At 65.3% G+C, this 16,380-nt stretch carries 14 protein-coding genes; 12 read left to right on the top strand and 2 right to left on the bottom strand.

The window, feature by feature from the left end:
* Nucleotides 1-14: 14 nt before the first annotated feature.
* Complete coding sequence (locus BG90_RS26785) at nt 15-1,904, bottom strand: thioesterase domain-containing protein (protein ID WP_025989805.1); 1,890 nt, start codon at nt 1,902-1,904, stop codon at nt 15-17.
* 339 nt (nt 1,905-2,243) lie between these two features.
* Nucleotides 2,244-2,435 carry a hypothetical protein gene (locus BG90_RS35750; RefSeq protein WP_124072340.1) on the bottom strand — a complete coding sequence of 64 codons (192 nt, stop codon included), beginning with the start codon at nt 2,433-2,435 and terminating at the stop codon, nt 2,244-2,246.
* Nucleotides 2,436-2,860: 425 nt separating this feature from the next.
* On the opposite strand from BG90_RS35750, the gene BG90_RS31260 reads away from it, so the two are divergent.
* The 12 genes from BG90_RS31260 to BG90_RS26845 all read left to right on the top strand — a co-directional run bounded on the left by BG90_RS31260 (nt 2,861) and on the right by BG90_RS26845 (nt 16,375).
* Nucleotides 2,861-3,085, top strand: coding sequence for an MbtH family protein (locus BG90_RS31260; RefSeq protein WP_010115315.1), 225 nt, complete (start codon nt 2,861-2,863; stop codon nt 3,083-3,085).
* Entirely contained in the window at nt 3,072-3,956 is an 885-nt protein-coding gene (locus tag BG90_RS26795) for a cupin-like domain-containing protein (RefSeq protein WP_025989803.1), read from the top strand. The genes BG90_RS31260 and BG90_RS26795 overlap by 14 nt, the downstream gene beginning before the upstream one ends.
* A 62-nt stretch (nt 3,957-4,018) precedes the next feature.
* On the top strand, nt 4,019-5,041 hold the full coding sequence (locus BG90_RS26800; protein ID WP_025989802.1) for a pyridoxal phosphate-dependent aminotransferase: 1,023 nt from the start codon (nt 4,019-4,021) through the stop codon (nt 5,039-5,041).
* Between the two features lie 9 nt (nt 5,042-5,050).
* Nucleotides 5,051-6,151, top strand: coding sequence for a methyltransferase domain-containing protein (locus BG90_RS26805; RefSeq protein WP_010115312.1), 1,101 nt, complete (start codon nt 5,051-5,053; stop codon nt 6,149-6,151).
* A gap of 56 nt (nt 6,152-6,207) precedes the next feature.
* Nucleotides 6,208-7,026, top strand: a complete 819-nt coding sequence (locus tag BG90_RS26810) for a formyl transferase (protein WP_010103546.1) — start codon at nt 6,208-6,210, stop codon at nt 7,024-7,026.
* Between the two features lie 32 nt (nt 7,027-7,058).
* On the top strand, nt 7,059-8,273 hold the full coding sequence (locus BG90_RS26815; protein ID WP_010115310.1) for an argininosuccinate synthase: 1,215 nt from the start codon (nt 7,059-7,061) through the stop codon (nt 8,271-8,273).
* Entirely contained in the window at nt 8,270-9,670 is a 1,401-nt protein-coding gene (argH, locus tag BG90_RS26820; protein WP_010115308.1) for an argininosuccinate lyase, read from the top strand. Before BG90_RS26815 ends, argH begins: the two co-directional genes overlap by 4 nt.
* Nucleotides 9,671-9,699: 29 nt before the next feature.
* Nucleotides 9,700-10,584, top strand: a complete 885-nt coding sequence (locus BG90_RS26825; protein ID WP_010115306.1) for a GHMP family kinase ATP-binding protein — start codon at nt 9,700-9,702, stop codon at nt 10,582-10,584.
* 53 nt (nt 10,585-10,637) lie between these two features.
* Nucleotides 10,638-11,870, top strand: a complete 1,233-nt coding sequence (locus BG90_RS26830; RefSeq protein WP_010103540.1) for an MFS transporter — start codon at nt 10,638-10,640, stop codon at nt 11,868-11,870.
* Entirely contained in the window at nt 11,867-12,508 is a 642-nt protein-coding gene (locus BG90_RS26835) for a hypothetical protein (RefSeq protein ID WP_010115304.1), read from the top strand. The genes BG90_RS26830 and BG90_RS26835 overlap by 4 nt, the downstream gene beginning before the upstream one ends.
* On the top strand, nt 12,505-13,638 hold the full coding sequence (locus tag BG90_RS26840; RefSeq protein WP_010115302.1) for a cysteine synthase family protein: 1,134 nt from the start codon (nt 12,505-12,507) through the stop codon (nt 13,636-13,638). Before BG90_RS26835 ends, BG90_RS26840 begins: the two co-directional genes overlap by 4 nt.
* Before the next feature lie 34 nt (nt 13,639-13,672).
* Nucleotides 13,673-16,375, top strand: a complete 2,703-nt coding sequence (locus tag BG90_RS26845; protein ID WP_045568580.1) for a lyase family protein — start codon at nt 13,673-13,675, stop codon at nt 16,373-16,375.
* Nucleotides 16,376-16,380 lie beyond the last annotated feature (5 nt).

Here is a 16,380-nt window from a genome sequence, read left to right on the forward strand (position 1 = left end):
GCTGCTGCGCAGATTCAGACCATTCGCCACACATCCTTCATCGTCAGCGCGACGTGACGAACATAGGGTGCCGCGAGCATGCTCATGTGATTGCCCGGCGTCACGACCGCATCGACTCGCTCGATCAGCGCGGTCCATCCGAACGCCGGCACCATGTCGCCCGCATCGCGATCGCCGTTGGCGACGATCATCGTCGCGTCGCCCGCGTATCGGCTGCGTGGCGCGTAGCACGTGCCCAAATTGGCCTCGAACACCTGCCGCAGGTGTCGCACCGAGTCGACAGGTGCGCGCGGCGGCAGCAGTGCGGTTCTCACCATGTAGGCATGGACGAACGCATCCCGTGCATCGACGCCCGCGGCGACGCAACGGGCGATTTCTTCGTCGGTGATCCCGGATGGCGCGCCGGCCGCCTGTTCCAGCAGTCCGATCAGCGTGCGCAGCATGTCCGCATCGGAAGGCGCACGCCATGCGTGCAGGGCGGGCGGCGGATTCGAATCGAGCAGGACGAGCGGGGCGCAGCGCCGTCCCATGCCGTCCAGCAGCCGCGCCGTTTCGAGCGCGATCCAGCCGCCGAACGAGTGGCCGACGATACGCGGCGGTCCCGGCGGATTGGCATTCAGAATCGCCCGCGCGTACCGGCGCGCAGCCGCCTCGACCGACCGGTCCGGCTGGCGCAGGCCATCCAGCCCCCGAGGCTGCAGGCCACATACGGGCACGTCGGCGCGCATCATGGTCGCGAGCGGAACGAACGATGCGACGCTGGCGCCCGCGCCCGGGATGCAGAACACCGGCGCTTGCCCGGCGCGGCCTGCTTGGATGACGAGCAGGCAATCCGTTTGCTCCGCATCCGTGTGCGCGTGGCCGCGCGCGCCCGCCAGCTTTTCGCCGGTCGGCACCTGCGGGACGTCGTCGCGTACGTCCCGCGACCGCAGTCGTTCGACGTATTCGGCAAGCTCGACGATGGTCGGATTCGCGAAGATCTGCTCGATCGGCACGGTTACATGCAACGCGTCGCGGATACGGAGCGCGAGTTGAAGCGCCTGCAACGACGTTCCGCCGAGCGCGAAGAAGTCGTCTGGCGGTTCGCAGCGTGCGACGCCGAGCAGATCGGCCGCGATCGCGGCGATGCGCGCTTCGGCGGACGACTCGAAACCGGCATCGGAATGACGCAATACGCCGTTCGACGGCGAAGCCGCGCTTGCAGCCGGCGACGATGCAAGTTCGCGTTCGCGCGCTGCGATGTCCGTCTCGGCAATCCAATGAAACGGCGCAGATTCGTGCTTTCGCTCGCCGTGAGTCGCCGCTTCGCGGAGCAGTGCATCGAGCGTGTCGAAACCGGTCACAACCGGGCTCGCCACGAGCCGCAACAGCCATTGCCCGCCGCCGGGGATGCGAGCGATGCACGCGAGCAGCAACGGCGGACGTTGCATGTCGATGCGCATGCCGGGCAGGGCGGTCAGCGCCGCCAGCTGCGCAGCGGGATCGAGATCGGGATCGAGCAGGGCGGTGTGCGCCGTCAGGCGAACCCGGCGAAGCGTGACTTGCATCGGCCGCCGCAGGCGTTCCCAAAAGATGCCCGTTCGCAGACTCGCGTGCCGATCCGTTGCGCGCTGCAGTGCTTCCAGCAATGCATCGAGATGCGCCCGCGAGTCGAGCGTGACGTGCGCCGCCATCAATCGCCCGCCGTCGCATCGATCGAGCAGATGCTGCGCCAGCCTATGTTCCTGCGTGCGGGTGAGCGGAGCGATTCGCTCGACGTTTGCCGCACCGCCAACGACAGTTCCGGCGATCCGATTCAGCGCGTCGCTCCCCGACATATCGAGCGTGCTTACGTCTGAATCGGCATCGTGACAATCCGGTGTCTGCGAGTTGGCTTCGGTGGACGTATCGATCGAAACGTGCATGCGTGTAAGAGCTCCCGGGTTCGATGTCGCGAGACGCGCGACCTGTTCGTGTCCCATCCTGTTGTCGGGCAGCGGGGCGCCGAGTGGAGCTGCCTCATTTCGAACGCGCAATTAGTTGCCTTCATTGCAATGATAAAACGGCCGCAAAATAATCAGTCAATCTATTTGTTTTGCGGAAACTATTTCATGAAAATGAATGCCGGGTGAGTCTGGCGATGTTTATGAGATTTGTACATCTGTTTGAGATTGGTATGCCTTTTTTAAGCCAACGCTTCCTCGGTAAAAATTTCTGGATGTCATCGACATAACGGAATTCGATATCCTGGATAACAGGCTTGCTTAATTAATAGGCATTCGTGCGAATTTGGAGTTCGGTCGACAAGATTCATTCGACGCCTGATCGGCATGAAAATATCGTTTAAATTCATCAATATGGAGCGTGAATTTGACATCCGGCACGACGGCGGGCAGGCAAGCGCCGACTGAATTTTCGTAGCGGCCGGCAAGCAACATAAGCTTCAGTTCCTGCAAGCGCCGCGCCTCCCGGATGTCATCCGTTAATGAAATCTTTGCGCCTTCTGCATGTAAATTTTGCGTCTGTAAGATTTGTCAGGTGAGCGTTGTTGTTTGAAATAAAGCGGGACACCTTGTCATAAAATTGCTTGACACATGAGAAGTTATGCCTAATTCTACTCGTGCCTTGAAGATGAAAGTGCATTGAAAAATGCATACCCAATAACCGGACATCAGGCCAGTTCAGGGGACAATTCCCACAGCAGAAATACTTAATTCTCTGAAGCACTTAATGCGTTGGGCGCGGTCGCGGGCTTGCATCCGAGCGATGCCAAGGCAGTACATCCGGCGCGTCTTTCCAGCCAGTGGTTTCGCGCGATTTCACCTGCGCGCCGCCACGGCAAAAACCCGGCACATCATCTTGCTATCCCTGGGAACCAGCTATGGATGACGAATTGTATTTCGTAGTGCGAAACAATGAGGGCCAGTATTCGGTCTGGATGGATGGGCGAAGCCTCCCCGCCGGCTGGGAAACGGTCGGTGAACCTGCGACGAAGCAGCAGTGCCTGCAACGCATCGAGCAACTCTGGACGGACATGGTTCCTGCCAGCGTCCGCGAGCATCTCAATCAACATTCGGGCTCGGGAATCGACTATGCCGTACGATGAAATTCTGCCTATTGAAACGCTGGTTCGACCCAAAGTGTCGGACTTCCGCACGCATTACCTGGACAAAGAGCGTCCGGTGAAGATCGCGAGGGCGCTCGATGCGTGGCCGGCGATGCAGAAATGGTCGCTCGACTACTTCGAGAACAGATTCGGCGACGAGACCATCGGCGTCGAGAGCTTTCAGCCCGACGAGCGTGGGCCCGGCAACAATAGCCCGCAAGGTTACGTCAAGCACCTGCGTTTCCAGGAGCTCAAGCTGAAGGACTTGATCCACATCCTGCGGACGAAGCCGGATCACATGTACTACATGGCGTCGCATCCGTTTCGCAAGAGCTTTCCGAACCTGCGCGCCGATCTCGCACCGCATCCGTACGTGCAGGGGCATATCGAGCACATTCCCGGCGCGCACATGGATTCGTACCTGTGGATCGGGCCGGCCGGCACGCACACGCCGATCCATACCGATCCGATGCCGAATTTCCTGACGCAGGTCGTGGGCAGGAAGATGGTGTACCTGTTTCCGCCGGACCAGGTCAGCAAGAATCTCTATATCGGCCAGTTCGAGCGCGAGACGTTCAGTCCGGTCGATTTAGAGAAGCCGGATCTCGAGCGTTATCCGAACTATCGGCACTGCACGCCGTACCAGGCGATCATCGAGCCGGGCGAGACGCTGCACATTCCGCGCAACTGGGGACATTGCGTGATCTCGATGGACATTTCGATTTCCATCAGCACGTTCTTCATCACGTATCCGCAGCTGTTCCGCCTGGTGCCCGAGTTCTTCGCCGAGTACGTGAAGCGCGCGTTCGAGGGCTGGCGCTGGAAGGGCATGGAAAACGAGCGGGCCGGCCTGAATCCGCCGCCGCGCTGATTCCATCCGCACGATGCATCAGGCAAGAATCAACAATCATCAGAATCGGCAAGGATGAAATCGTGAGCGCTGGCGAAGCAAAGGATACCGAAGTACTCGTGGAAGCGCGGGCATCGGCGCAAGCCGTCTGCCTGGCGTTCAATGAAAACGCGGAAGCGGTGGAGCCGCGCGTGCGGGCCGCGATCGCGGTCGCGGCCGCGCGGATCAATCGCTATCCGTTCGACGCCGAACCGCGAATCATGCAAAAGCTCGCCGAGCATTTCGGCTGTCCCGAGGACAACCTGATGCTGGTGCGCGGCATCGACGAATGCTTCGATCGTGTCAGCGCCGAGTTTTCGTCGATGCGGTTCGTCACCGCGTGGCCGGGCTTCGACGGCTATCGCGGGCGGATTGCCGTCAGCGGGCTCCGGCATTTCGAAATCGGCCTGACCGACGATCTGCTGCTGAATCCGGACGATCTCGCGCAAGTGTCGAGCAACGATTGCGTCGTGCTCGCCAATCCGTCGAATCCGACTGGCCAGGCGCTGACGGCGGGCGAGCTCGATCAATTGAGGCAGCGCGCGGGCAAGCTGCTGATCGACGAAACCTACGTCGATTATTCGTCGTTTCGCGCGCGCGGCCTGGCTTACGGCGAGAACGAACTGGTGTTTCGGTCGTTCTCGAAATCCTACGGTCTCGCCGGTTTGCGGCTCGGCGCGCTGTTCGGGCCGAGCGAGCTGATTGCGTCGATGAAGCGCAAGCAGTGGTTCTGCAACGTCGGCACGCTCGATCTGCATGCGCTCGAAGCCGCGCTCGACGACGATCATGCGCGCGACGCGCACATCGCGAAGACGCTCGCGGAGCGCCGTCGCGTCGCCGGCGCGCTGCGCGAGCTCGGCTATCGCGTCGCGCCATCCGAAGCCAATTTCATTCTCGTCAAAAACGCCGCCGGCGAGCGCACACTGCAGTTCCTGCGCGAACGGGGCATTCAGGTGAAGGACGCCGGCCAGTTCGGACTTCATCACCACATCAGGATCAGCATCGGCCGTGAAGAGGACAACGATCGGTTGCTCGCGGCGCTGGCCGAATATTCCGACCACTCATAAGGTGACTCCATGACCGCTGCAACGCTCGTTCGTGCGCAAGCGCACGAAGAAGACCTGTCTGTCGAAGAAATTCTGGATTCGAGCTGGTTCCAGCCCGAAATGTTCAAGACGCTCGACTACGTGAAAGGCTTCGTCGGCGCGAAGGTGATCTTCCAGATGCTCAAGCTCGGCGTGTTCGACGATCTACTCATGGGCAAGGCCCTCGATGAAATCGCGAGCGGCCGCTCGCTCGATCCGTACCTGCTGCGCACCGTGTTCGAGTATCTGACCGTCGAGGGACTGCTCGTCAAGGAAGGGCGCGAGGACACGGCATCGTTCCGGCTGTCCGATTACGGCTCCCGCATCAAGCATTACGAAGGGTGGTTCAACATCCTGATCGGCGGCTACGACAGCATCTTCTCGAACATCGGCGCGATGCTGAAGGAAGGCATCGATGGCTACAAGCGCGACGGCAAGTGGGTCGGCGTCGGCAGCTGCCAGATTTCGAAGTACGACACGATTCCGATCACCAAGGCTTTCATCGAGTCCGTGAAACCGGATGCGAAGCAGATCGTCGACTTCGGCTGCGGCAACGCGCTCTACCTGTGCACGCTCGCGAAGGAGCTGGGCGACATCAAGGCGATCGGCATCGAGCCGGATACGAGCGCGTACGAGGCCGGCCTGAAGAAGGTCGCCGAAATGGGCCTGCAGGAGCAGGTGCGTCTCGTCAACGTCGATGCGCTGGATTACGAGATCGACGAGCAGCCCGACTTCATCCTGTTCGGCTTCGTGCTGCAGGAAATCATCGCGCAGATCGGCCGGCCGGCGTTCATCAAGTATCTGCGCAAGCTGGGCCGGAAATTCGCCGACAGCTACCTGATGGTGATGGAAGTCGACTACGACATCGACAACCGTGAAGTCATGCAGTCGCCGATGGGCCGCGGGTATTACAACCCGTATTTCCTGCTTCATCCGTTCACCAATCAGCTGTTGCTGCCGAAGCGCGAGTGGGACGAAATCTTCGCGGAAGCGGGCTACGACGTCATCCTGGACGAGGTCACGAGCCCGAAGGCGGATCCGTCCGGTTTCGGCATCTGCTACGTCCTCAAGTATCGCGGTGCGGATCGCTGACTGATTCGATCAACGGCTCGACACGCTTTCGTGCGCGATCCGAATAGGATTCCTACATGAATGACATCACTCGCGAAAAGGTCCTGCTCTGCGTCGACAACGTCGCAGGACTGGAAGTGCTCAAATACCTGGCAAAGAGGCCGAGCGTCGAGGTCGTCGCCGCAATCGTCCATCCCGAGGCGAACGCGACGCACCTCGACGAAATCGTCGAAGTGTGCGAGCGGCACGGCATTCCGCCGATCGAAATCCTCGATGCGCGCGCGCGCTTCGACGAGCTGATCGCGCCGCTCGCGCCGGACTTCATCGTTTCGATCTACTTCGACTACATCCTCGACGATCGCTTCATCGAGCTGCCGACGAAGGATTCGATCAATCTGCATCCCGGCTATCTGCCGTACAACAAGGGCTTCTACTACTACGCGTGGGCCGTGCTCGACGGCACGCCGGCGGGCGTCAGCATCCACCGGATCGTGTCGGCGGTCGACGCGGGGCCGATCATCAGCCAGAAGCGCGTGCTGATCGACGGAACGGACACGGGCGACGTCATCTACGACAAGCACATGGACGCGTCGGTCGAGCTGTTCCGGACGACCTGGCCGAGCATCGAAAGCGGCACTTATCGGTTGTTCCGGCAGCGGCACAAGGGCACGCGCAAGAAGATCACCGAAACCAACGAGGCGATGGAGATCGATCCGAACGCGACCTACGTCGCGCGCGAGCTCATCGATCTCCTGCGCGTGTTCTGCTTCCGCGGCAGCGGCGGCTGCGTGATGAAGATCGACGGCAAGAAATACAGCATCGGCATCGAATTCTCGGAACTGGCCGACAACGTCAACCAGATTCGCGGCAAGCGCGACAACTACCTCGTCGGCTAGTCGACGAACCCATCCATCACGGAAGATCCGACATGAAACCCAAACACATTCTCCTCGCCTATTCCGGCGGTCTCGACACGTCCACCGCGCTGCATTTCCTGAAGCGGCATTTCGATTGCCGTGTCACCGCCTATTGCGCGAACCTCGGGCAGAAAGAGGATTGGGAACGGATGAAGCGCCGCGCGGCGATCGCCGGCGCGGACGAGCTGATCATCGAGGATCTGCGCGAGACGTTCATCGGCGATTTCGTGTTCCCCGCGCTGAAGGCGAACGCGTCGTACGAGCGGGACTATCTGCTCGGCACGCCGCTCGCCCGCCCGGCGATCGTGAAGGGGCTCATCGAATACGCGCGCAAGCACGACGTCGACTGCCTGTCGCACGGCTGCACGCAGAAGGGCAACGACCAGGTGCGCTTCGAGATGGCCGCGAAGATCCTCGCGCCCGATCTGCCGACCGTCGCGCCTTGGCGCATCTGGTCGCTGCAATCGCGCGAGGATCTGTTCGCGTATTGCCAGCAGCACGACATCCCGGTCGAAAGCCGTCCGGACAATCTGCTGAGTCACGACGAGAACCTCGTGCACATCACGACGGAAGGCGACTATCTGGAAAGCGTCGCGAACGAGTTCAACTGGCTCGACGTGAACTGGATCACGCCGCCCACGGAGGCGCGCGATGCGGTCGAGACGATCACGGTCGGTTTTCGCCGGGGCGTGCCCGTCTCCGTCGACGGCGCGGCGCTCGGGCCGGTCGAGTTGATCGAGCGGCTGAACGAGGTGGGCGCCCGCAACGGCGTGGGTTTCCAGGACATCATCGAGAATCGCATCAACGGTCTCAAGGTGCGCGGCGTGTTCGAGAATCCCGCGCTGACGATCCTGCATGCCGCGCATCGCAAGCTCGAGAAGATCACGCTCGGCCGCGACGTCGAGCGCCTGCGCAACCTCGTGTCCGACGACTACGGCGACATCGTCTACCGCGGCCTGTGGTTCAGCGACGAGCGGCTGTGCCTGCAGGCGCTCATCGACGAATCGCAGAAATACGTGAGCGGCGACGTGAAGGTTCAGCTCTACAAGGGTTCGTGCACGCCGTCCGCCGTCGAATCGGAGCAGTCGCTCTATTCGCGCGACTTCGTGACGCTGCACGCGGGCCGCGCGATCAGCGGCGAGGACGCGACGGGCTTCCTGAACACGCTCGGCCTGCGCATCGGCATCGAAGCCGCGCGCGCCGCGAAATCGGGAGCCGGCGCATGAGCAATCCGATGGCGAATCCGTGGGCCGGGCGCTTCAGCCAGTCGATGACCGACAGCCTGGTGGCGTTCAACACGAGCCTGCCGCTCGAGGCGCGGCTCTTCGAAGCCGACGTCGACGGCACGGCCGCGCACGTCGAGATGCTGCATGCGGTCGGCCTGCTCCAGACGGCGGAGCACGAGGCGCTCGCGCGCGCGCTCGGCGAGATCCGCGCCGCGTGGCGCGCGGGCGAGATCCGGTTGTCGCCCGCGCTCGAGGACATCCACATGAACCTCGAGACGCTGCTGGTCGACAAGGTCGGCGAGCTCGGCAAGAAGACGCATACCGCGCGCAGCCGCAACGATCAGCAGGCGACCGCGCAGCGCATCTATTTCATGCGCTCGACGCGCGAGCTGGTCGATGCGATCGACACGCTGCAGCGCGCGCTCTTCGAGCACGGCGAGCGTCATCGCGGGCTCGTGATGCCGTCGTACACGCATCTGCAGCGCGCTGAATTCACGTATTACGCGCACTGGCTCGCGACTTACGTGGTGATGCTCGAGCGCGACCGCGGCCGTTTCGTCGACGCGCTCGCGCGCGCCGATCAGTGCCCGCTCGGCGCCTGCGCGTCGACCGGCACGAGCCTGCCGATCGACCGCCGGCGCTCGGCGTCGCTGCTGGGCTTCAAGGAGCCGACGCTGCACAGCATCGATTCGGTGTCCGACCGCGACTATCTGGTCGAATTCGGCTCGCACGCGGCGAATCTGATGATCCATCTGTCCCGGCTGTCGGAGGAGCTCATTTCGTTCACGAGCCAGGAGTTCGGCTTCATCGCGCTCGCGGACGGCTACTGCACCGGCAGCTCGATCATGCCGCAGAAGAAGAATCCCGACGTGCCGGAGCTCGTGCGCGGCAAGGCGGCGTCGGTGATCGGCAACGCGATGAGCCTGATGGCGCTCCTGAAGGCGCTGCCGCTCGGCTACAACAAGGATCTGCAGGAGGACAAGACCGCGTGGTTCGCCGCGCTCGACAACTGCATGACGTCGCTCGCGATCCTGACCGAGCTGGTCCGCACGATGGCGCCCGTGCCCGACAGGATGCGGCAGGCGACGCTCGGCGGACACATCATCGCGACCGAGTACGCGAACTATCTGGTCCGAAAGGGCATGCCGTTCCGCGAAGCGCATCGGGTCGTCGGCGAGCTGGTGAAGACGGCGGATGCGCGCGGCGTCGACGTGTCGGCGCTGCCCCATGCGACGTTCGCCGAAGCGAGCCCGCTGTTCGGCGACGACATCGGCCGCATCACCGTCGAGGACATGGTGGCGCGCAAGAACTCGTACGGCTCGTGCGGCGACCAGGCGCTCGACGAACTGCTCGCGCGGCTTCGCTCGATGCTGGACGCGCATCGGCCCGGCCGATGACCGATCGAGCGCTGACCATGTCGGAGCCCATGCGTTCATTCATCCCGGCCGCGCGGACGGCGTCGGGCATCTCGTACTGCTCGTTCGGCGAACTGCTGCAGGGCGTGCTGCGCGAGGACGACGCCGATTTTCTCGTCACGCTGCCGATCCAGAAATACTCGGTGAGCACGTTCGTGCCGGACCACGGCAGCACCGAGATCGTCACGCATCCGAGCGGCAAGACGAAGGCCGCGGCGCTCGCGAAGGTGATTCTCGGCCGTTACGGGCACAACGTCGGCGGGACGTTCTACATCGACTGCGACATCCCGATCGGCAAGGGGCTCAGCAGCTCGTCCGCCGACTTGCTCGCGACCGCGCGCGCGATCGAGGTCTACATGGGCCGCGAGCTGCCGCTCGGCGAGCTGTGCCGCGACATGAGCGGCATCGAGCCGACCGACGGCGTGATGTTCGCGGAGTCGGTCGTCTATCTGCAGCGCAAGGGGATGCTGTGGTCGAGACTCGGGCGCCTGTCCGGCATCCAGATCCTGTCGCTCGACGAGGGCGGCACGATCGACACGCTCGAGTATCACCGCCGCGACCGCGCGCATCGGCACAACGTCGAGCATCGCAGCGAGTTCAACGAACTGCTCGATCGGATCGTCGCGGCGTTCGGCGCGCGCGATCTCGACGAGATCGGCCGCGTGTCGACCCGCAGCGCGTACATCAACCAGAAGATCAATCCGAAGCGTCATCTGGCCGCGGTTCACGACGTGTGCAAGGCGACGCGGGGGATCGGACTCGTGACGGCGCACAGCGGCACGTGCATCGGCATCCTGTACGACACCGGCCGGCCGGGCCACCGCGACAACCTCGCGAAGGCGATCGATGCGCTCTCGGGATACGGAAACGTAAAGGTCTATGACACGATCCAATAGCCGCCGCGCACACGCGGCCGAACCGCTCTCGCTTCGCTTCGGCAAGGACGACCATGCCATTTTCTGAATCCGTCGCCGAAGCGCCGAGCGCGGTTGCGGCCGGGTACGCGCTCAGCGCGCGAAACGAGCGCATCTATCTCGCGTACCGGGTGCTGACGCTCGCGATCATCGATCGCGCGATCTTCGTGATCTTCCTGATGCACAAGGGGTTCGACGCGTATCAGATCGGCATCCTGCAGGGCGTGTTCTTTCTCGCGAACATCGTGACCGAAGTGCCCGCCGGCATGTTCGGCGATGCGTTCGGCCGCAAGCGCTCGGTGCTGCTCGGGCTCGTCGCGTACTGCGCGTACGCGCTCGGCGTCATCGTCAGCGACGGCTTCGTGCCGTTCGTCTGCCTGTATGCGCTCCTCGGCGTCGCGCTCGCGCTCGTGTACGGCTCGGACACCGCGCTCCTCTACGACAGCCTCGTCGTCGACGGCCGCGTCTCGCATTTCAACCGGGTGCAGCTGCGCGCGAACGCGCTCGGCTTGATCTCCGGCGCGTTCGCCGTGCTCGCGGGCGGCTTGCTGCAGAAGGTGTCGTGGAACGCGGTCTATGCCGCGTATTTCGCGATCTATGCGGCGGCGCTCGCCGCGTGGTGCTTCGCGATCGAGCCGCCCGAGGCCCCGACGGAAAAAAGCACGGGGCGCAAGGACGTGACGAAGGAGCTGTTCGCGTTCATTCGCGGACACTGGAGAAGCGTCGCGCTGCCGATCCTCGGCTTCACCGTGTTCGCGGCCTGCACGACGCCGTTCTTCACGTTCAGTCAGGCGCTCTTCAAGGAGAACGGATTCAGCGTCGAGCACATCTCGTGGTTCTTCTTCGCCGCGCAGATGCTGATCGGCGTCGTGTATCTCGTGATGCAGCGAACCATGTCGTTCCTCGGCTTCTATCCGGTCGTGCTCGCGAGCACGCTGCTGACCGCGGTCGTGCTCGCATCGATGTTCTTCAACGTCGCGGCCGTCGACTTCACCGGATTCTTCCTCGTCATGATCATCAATCCGATCGTCACGGTCGTCGCCAACGAGTACTTCAACAAGCGTCTGCCGAGCCGGATCCGCGCATCGTTCCTGTCGCTGATCGGGCTGTGCATGTCGCTCACGATCGCCGTGATGTATTTCCTTTACAGCTATCTCGCGCAGTACCTGGCGATCTACAAGGTGATGGCGGCGACGTCGCTGATCGCCGCGTGCGCGTGCGCGATCTTCATCGTCGCGCGCTGCGTCGACTCGAAGGAGGAAGCATGATGCTGCGCCGCCTGCTGTATCGCGAAACGCCGTTCGAGCCGCTGACCGACGCCGAGCTGCGGCGCCTCGATGCGGCGTTCGGCGAGATGGTCGCGGGCAATCCGCTCATCTACTACTGGGTCCACCGGATCGACGGCGGGCGCTGGCTGATCACGGACTTCTTCCATCCGTCGATGCTGCGCTATCGCGGGCTCGAGTTCGTGCTCGTCGAGCGCGGCACGGTCTCGTATTACCGGCTGCCGGGCGCGAAGGTCGGCGGCACCGGCCACGTCGCCGCCGGGGACTACCGCGTGAGCATCACGTCTCCCGCCGGCGCGGCGTTCCTGACCGAGATCCGCAAGAACGCGCTCGGCCGGCTCGAGCTGCTCGGCGTCTCGGCGGTGCCGGCAGGCGGCGCGTCGCCGTCGCACGTCGAGCTGCCGCGCCATCCGCTCGAGCCGAGCAAGTTCGCGGACGAGATGAAGGCGGCGATCGCGGGCGGCGTCGAGTGGGTCTACCGGCGCTACCGCAGCGCCGACGATCGCGCGAAGGCCGCGCTCGCGGACGAGTTGCGCGACGCCCGCTGGCCGCGCGCGGTGCGCGGCGCGAGCCCCGAGACGGATACCTATTTGTGGATGCTCGAACAATCGATCGCATGAACGACATCATGACCCAGACACTCGACAGACCCGCCATCCACGTGTACGACAGCGTATCCGGCTCGCTCGATCATCCCGACCTGATCCGGCTCGCGCCGGGGCTCGTCGCGGCCGCGTTCCGGCTGATGAAGCTCGTGCCCGCCAAGTACATCATCGAGAACGCGATCGCGAGCGGGCAGCTGAATCCCGGGATGCCGGTGCTCGAGACGTCGAGCGGCACGTTCGCGATGGGCATCGGGATCGTCTGCGCGGAAAAGCGCATCCCGTTTCACATCGTCAGCGACGCGGCGATCGACGAACGGCTGCAGGCGCGCCTGCGGCAGCTCGGCGGGCGCGTGCAGATCGTCGGGGCGAGCGCGGCCGGCTCGAACGTCCAGGTGCTGCGGCTCGAAGCGCTGCAGGAGCAGCTGCGCGACAACCCCGGCGGCTTCTGGCCGCGGCAGTATGACAACCCGGACAACCAGCGCGCGTATCGCGCGTTCGCCGCGCAGCTCGTCCGCACGTTCGGCACGAATCTCGCGATCGTCGGCACGGTCGGCTCCGGCGCGTCGACGTGCGGCACGATCCGGGCGCTGCGCGAGGTCGATCCGTCGATTCCGCTCGTCGGCGTCGATACGTTCGGCAGCGTGCTGTTCGGCCTGCCGGTCGGTCCGCGCGCGCTGCGCGGCCTCGGCAATTCGATCTATCCGAACAACCTCGACCACACGTGCTTCGACCAGGTGCACTGGGTGTCGCCCGCCGAGGCCTTCGCGAGCACGCGCCGGCTGCACCGCCAGCACGGGCTGTATTGCGGGCCGACGTCCGGCGCGGCGTTCATGGTCGCCGAATGGCTGCGCGCGCAGCGCGACGACGGCAGGACGATCGTGTTCATCGCGCCCGACGAGGGCCATCGCTACATCGACACCGTCTACGACGACGCATGGCTGCGCGAGCAAGGGCATGCCGTCGCCAGCGCCGACGCCGCGCCGGCCGCCGAGCCCGTGCGGGCGGTGAGCCCGAACGCCGCGTCCGGCCCATGGGCGTACGTCGAGTGGGGACGCCGCACGTTCGAGCAGGCGACCGGCCGCTCGCGTCCGGCGGGCAGCGTGCTCGAGCAGATCCGCGATGTCCGGCCCGCGCCCGTCGCATGACGCCGCGAGCGTCGCGTCGCGTTTCGATTTTCCTTTGGCGGCCACATTCATCGTGAAGACCTTCGTATTCATCGAAAGCAACACCACCGGCACCGGCCGGCTCTGTCTGCAAAAGGCGCTGCTGCGCGGCTTCGACGTGCTGTTCGTCACGAGCCGCCCGCAGCTCTATCCGTTCCTGCAGGAAGAGATGGTCGTGCCGCTCGTCGCCGACACGTCCGATCCGCAGCGGATCGTCGACGCGCTCGCGCCGTATCCGGCGATCGCCGGGATTTTCTCGACGTCCGAGTACTACATCGAAACCGCCGCGGCCGTGGCCGCGCGCTTCGGCTTGCCCGCGGCGGACCCGGACGCGATCCGCACCTGCCGCGACAAGGGCCGGCTGCACCGCTGCCTGCGCGACGCGGGCGTCGGCGCGGCCGACACCGCGATCGTGTCCGACCGAACGCAACTGCGCGATCTGGCGCGCAGCCTCACGTATCCGCGCGTGCTGAAGCCGGCGTTCGGCTCCGGCAGCGTCGGCGTGCGGCTCGTGCAGACGGAAGCCGACATGCTCGCGCACGGCGGCCGGATTCTCGACGCGCGCAGCAACGAGCGCGGCATCGCGGTCGCGCCGCAGCTGCTCGTGCAATCGTTCGTCGAAGGCCCGGAATTTTCGGTCGAGGTCGTCGGGCTCGGCGCGGAGCACGGCTATGTGGTGCTCGGCGTGACCGGCAAGCATCTCGGGCCGCTGCCGTTCTTCGTCGAGCGCGGCCACGATTTTCCGGCGCCGATCTCCGCCGCGCAGCGCGATGCGATCGTCGCCGAGACGCTGCGCGCGCTCGACGCGACCGGCCACCGCTTCGGCCCCGCGCACGTCGAATGCCGCGTGAGCGGCGGCAAGGTCGTCGTGATCGAAATCAATCCGCGTCTCGCGGGCGGCATGATCCCGCAGGCGGTCGAATGTGCGACGGGCGTCGACGTCCTCGGCGCGATGATCGACCTGCACGCGGGCACGCCGCCGGACCTGGGCCCGCGCCGCCGCGGCCACGCGGCGATCCGCTTCGTGCTGCCCGCGCGGCGCGGCGAGCTGAAGGCGCTGTCGTTCGAGCCGGACGAGCGCTTTCCGTCGGTGCGCATGCGCTTCATGCCGCTGAAGCAGCCCGGCCAGCGCGTCGAGCCGGCCGGCGATTTCCGCGACCGTCTCGCGCTCGTCATCGCGTCCGCGGCCGATCCGGACGCGCTCGCGCACGCGCTCGAAAGCGTCGACCGGCGCGTGACGGTCGTGCTCGGCGACGCCGACGCGGCCGGCGAGGGCGCGGGCACCGGCCGGCTGCGCCGAACGCTGCATCCGGAGGCGCTCGCGATCGTGCGCAGGCCGGCGCCGCGCGCCGAGCGGCTCGCCGAACTCGACGCGTTCGCGGCGATCGACGAGGCGCATCTGCTGATGCTCGTCGACGCGGGCATCTGCGATCGTGCGCGGGCGGCGACGGTGCTCGCGGAAATCGCGCGGCAGCGCGACGCCGAATTCGCCGCGATCGCCGACGCCGTCGCGCCGCGCGGCGCGTATGCGCTGTACGAGCAACTGATCATCGAGCGGGTTGGGATCGACGCGGGGGGCGCGGTGCATACCGCGCGGTCGCGCAACGACATCAACGCGTGCGTCGCGAAGCTGCGCGCGCGCGACTGGTTCGATACGTGCGGCGGCAAGCTGTGGCGCGTGCGGGCGGCGCTCGTCGACAAGGCGCAACACACGCTCGACTGGCCGCTGCCCACGTACAGCCAGTACCAGGCCGCGCAGCCCGGCAGCTTCGGTTATTACCTGTGGTCGGTCGAGACCGCGCTGCGGCGCGACCAGGCGGCGCTCGAACGGCTCGACGACGATCTCGCCGTCTGCCCGCTCGGCGCGGGCGCGGGCGCGGGCACAGATTTCCCGATCCGCCCGGACGTGAGCGCGGCGCTGCTCGGCTTCGCGCGCAGCTTCGACAGTGCGCTCGACGCGGTCGCGAGCCGCGATCTCGTGCTGCATTTCCTGTCCTCGATCGCGATCGCGTCGACGACGCTGAGCCGGCTCGCGCACGACCTGCAGCTCTGGACGATGCGCGAGACCGACTTTCTCGCGCTGCCGGACGAGCTGAGCGGCGGCTCGTCGCTGATGCCGCAGAAGAAAAATCCGTACCTGCTGGAAATCGTCAAGGGCAAGCTCGCGCACGTCGCGGGCGCGCTGAACGCGGCGGTGTTCGCGGCGCAGCGCACGCCGTTCAGCAATTCGGTCGAGATCGGCACCGAAATGCTCGCGCCGTGCGCCGACGCCGTGCAGGCGTTCGGCGAAAGCTGCGATCTGCTGCGGCTGATGGTGAGCGGCGTGACGGGCGACCCGGCGAAGATGCGCGCGGCGGCCGACGCGGGACTCGTGACCGCGACGCAGGTCGCCAACGCGCTGGTCCGGGAGACGGACATCAGCTTTCACGCCGCGCATCGCCAGATCGGCGCGCTGATCACGCAGGCGCTCGACGCGCACGAGGATCCGGCCGCGGCGCTCGGCGGGCTCGTGCGGGAGTCGCCCGCGTCGGTCGAGGAGGCGGCCGAGCGGCTCGCCCACGGCGGCGGGCCCGGCGCGGCGGGCGCCGGACTCGCGCGGTCGCGCACGCTGCTGCGGCAATCGGCGGACCGCCAGTGGCGGCGTCGCGCCGTATGGCACGCGGCGGATGCGCGACGGCGCGCGCGCGTCGCCGGCCTGCTCGCGGCGTCGCCGGCCTGACGCGA

The organism is Burkholderia oklahomensis C6786 (genome assembly GCF_000959365.1).
Taxonomy (GTDB): domain Bacteria; phylum Pseudomonadota; class Gammaproteobacteria; order Burkholderiales; family Burkholderiaceae; genus Burkholderia; species Burkholderia oklahomensis.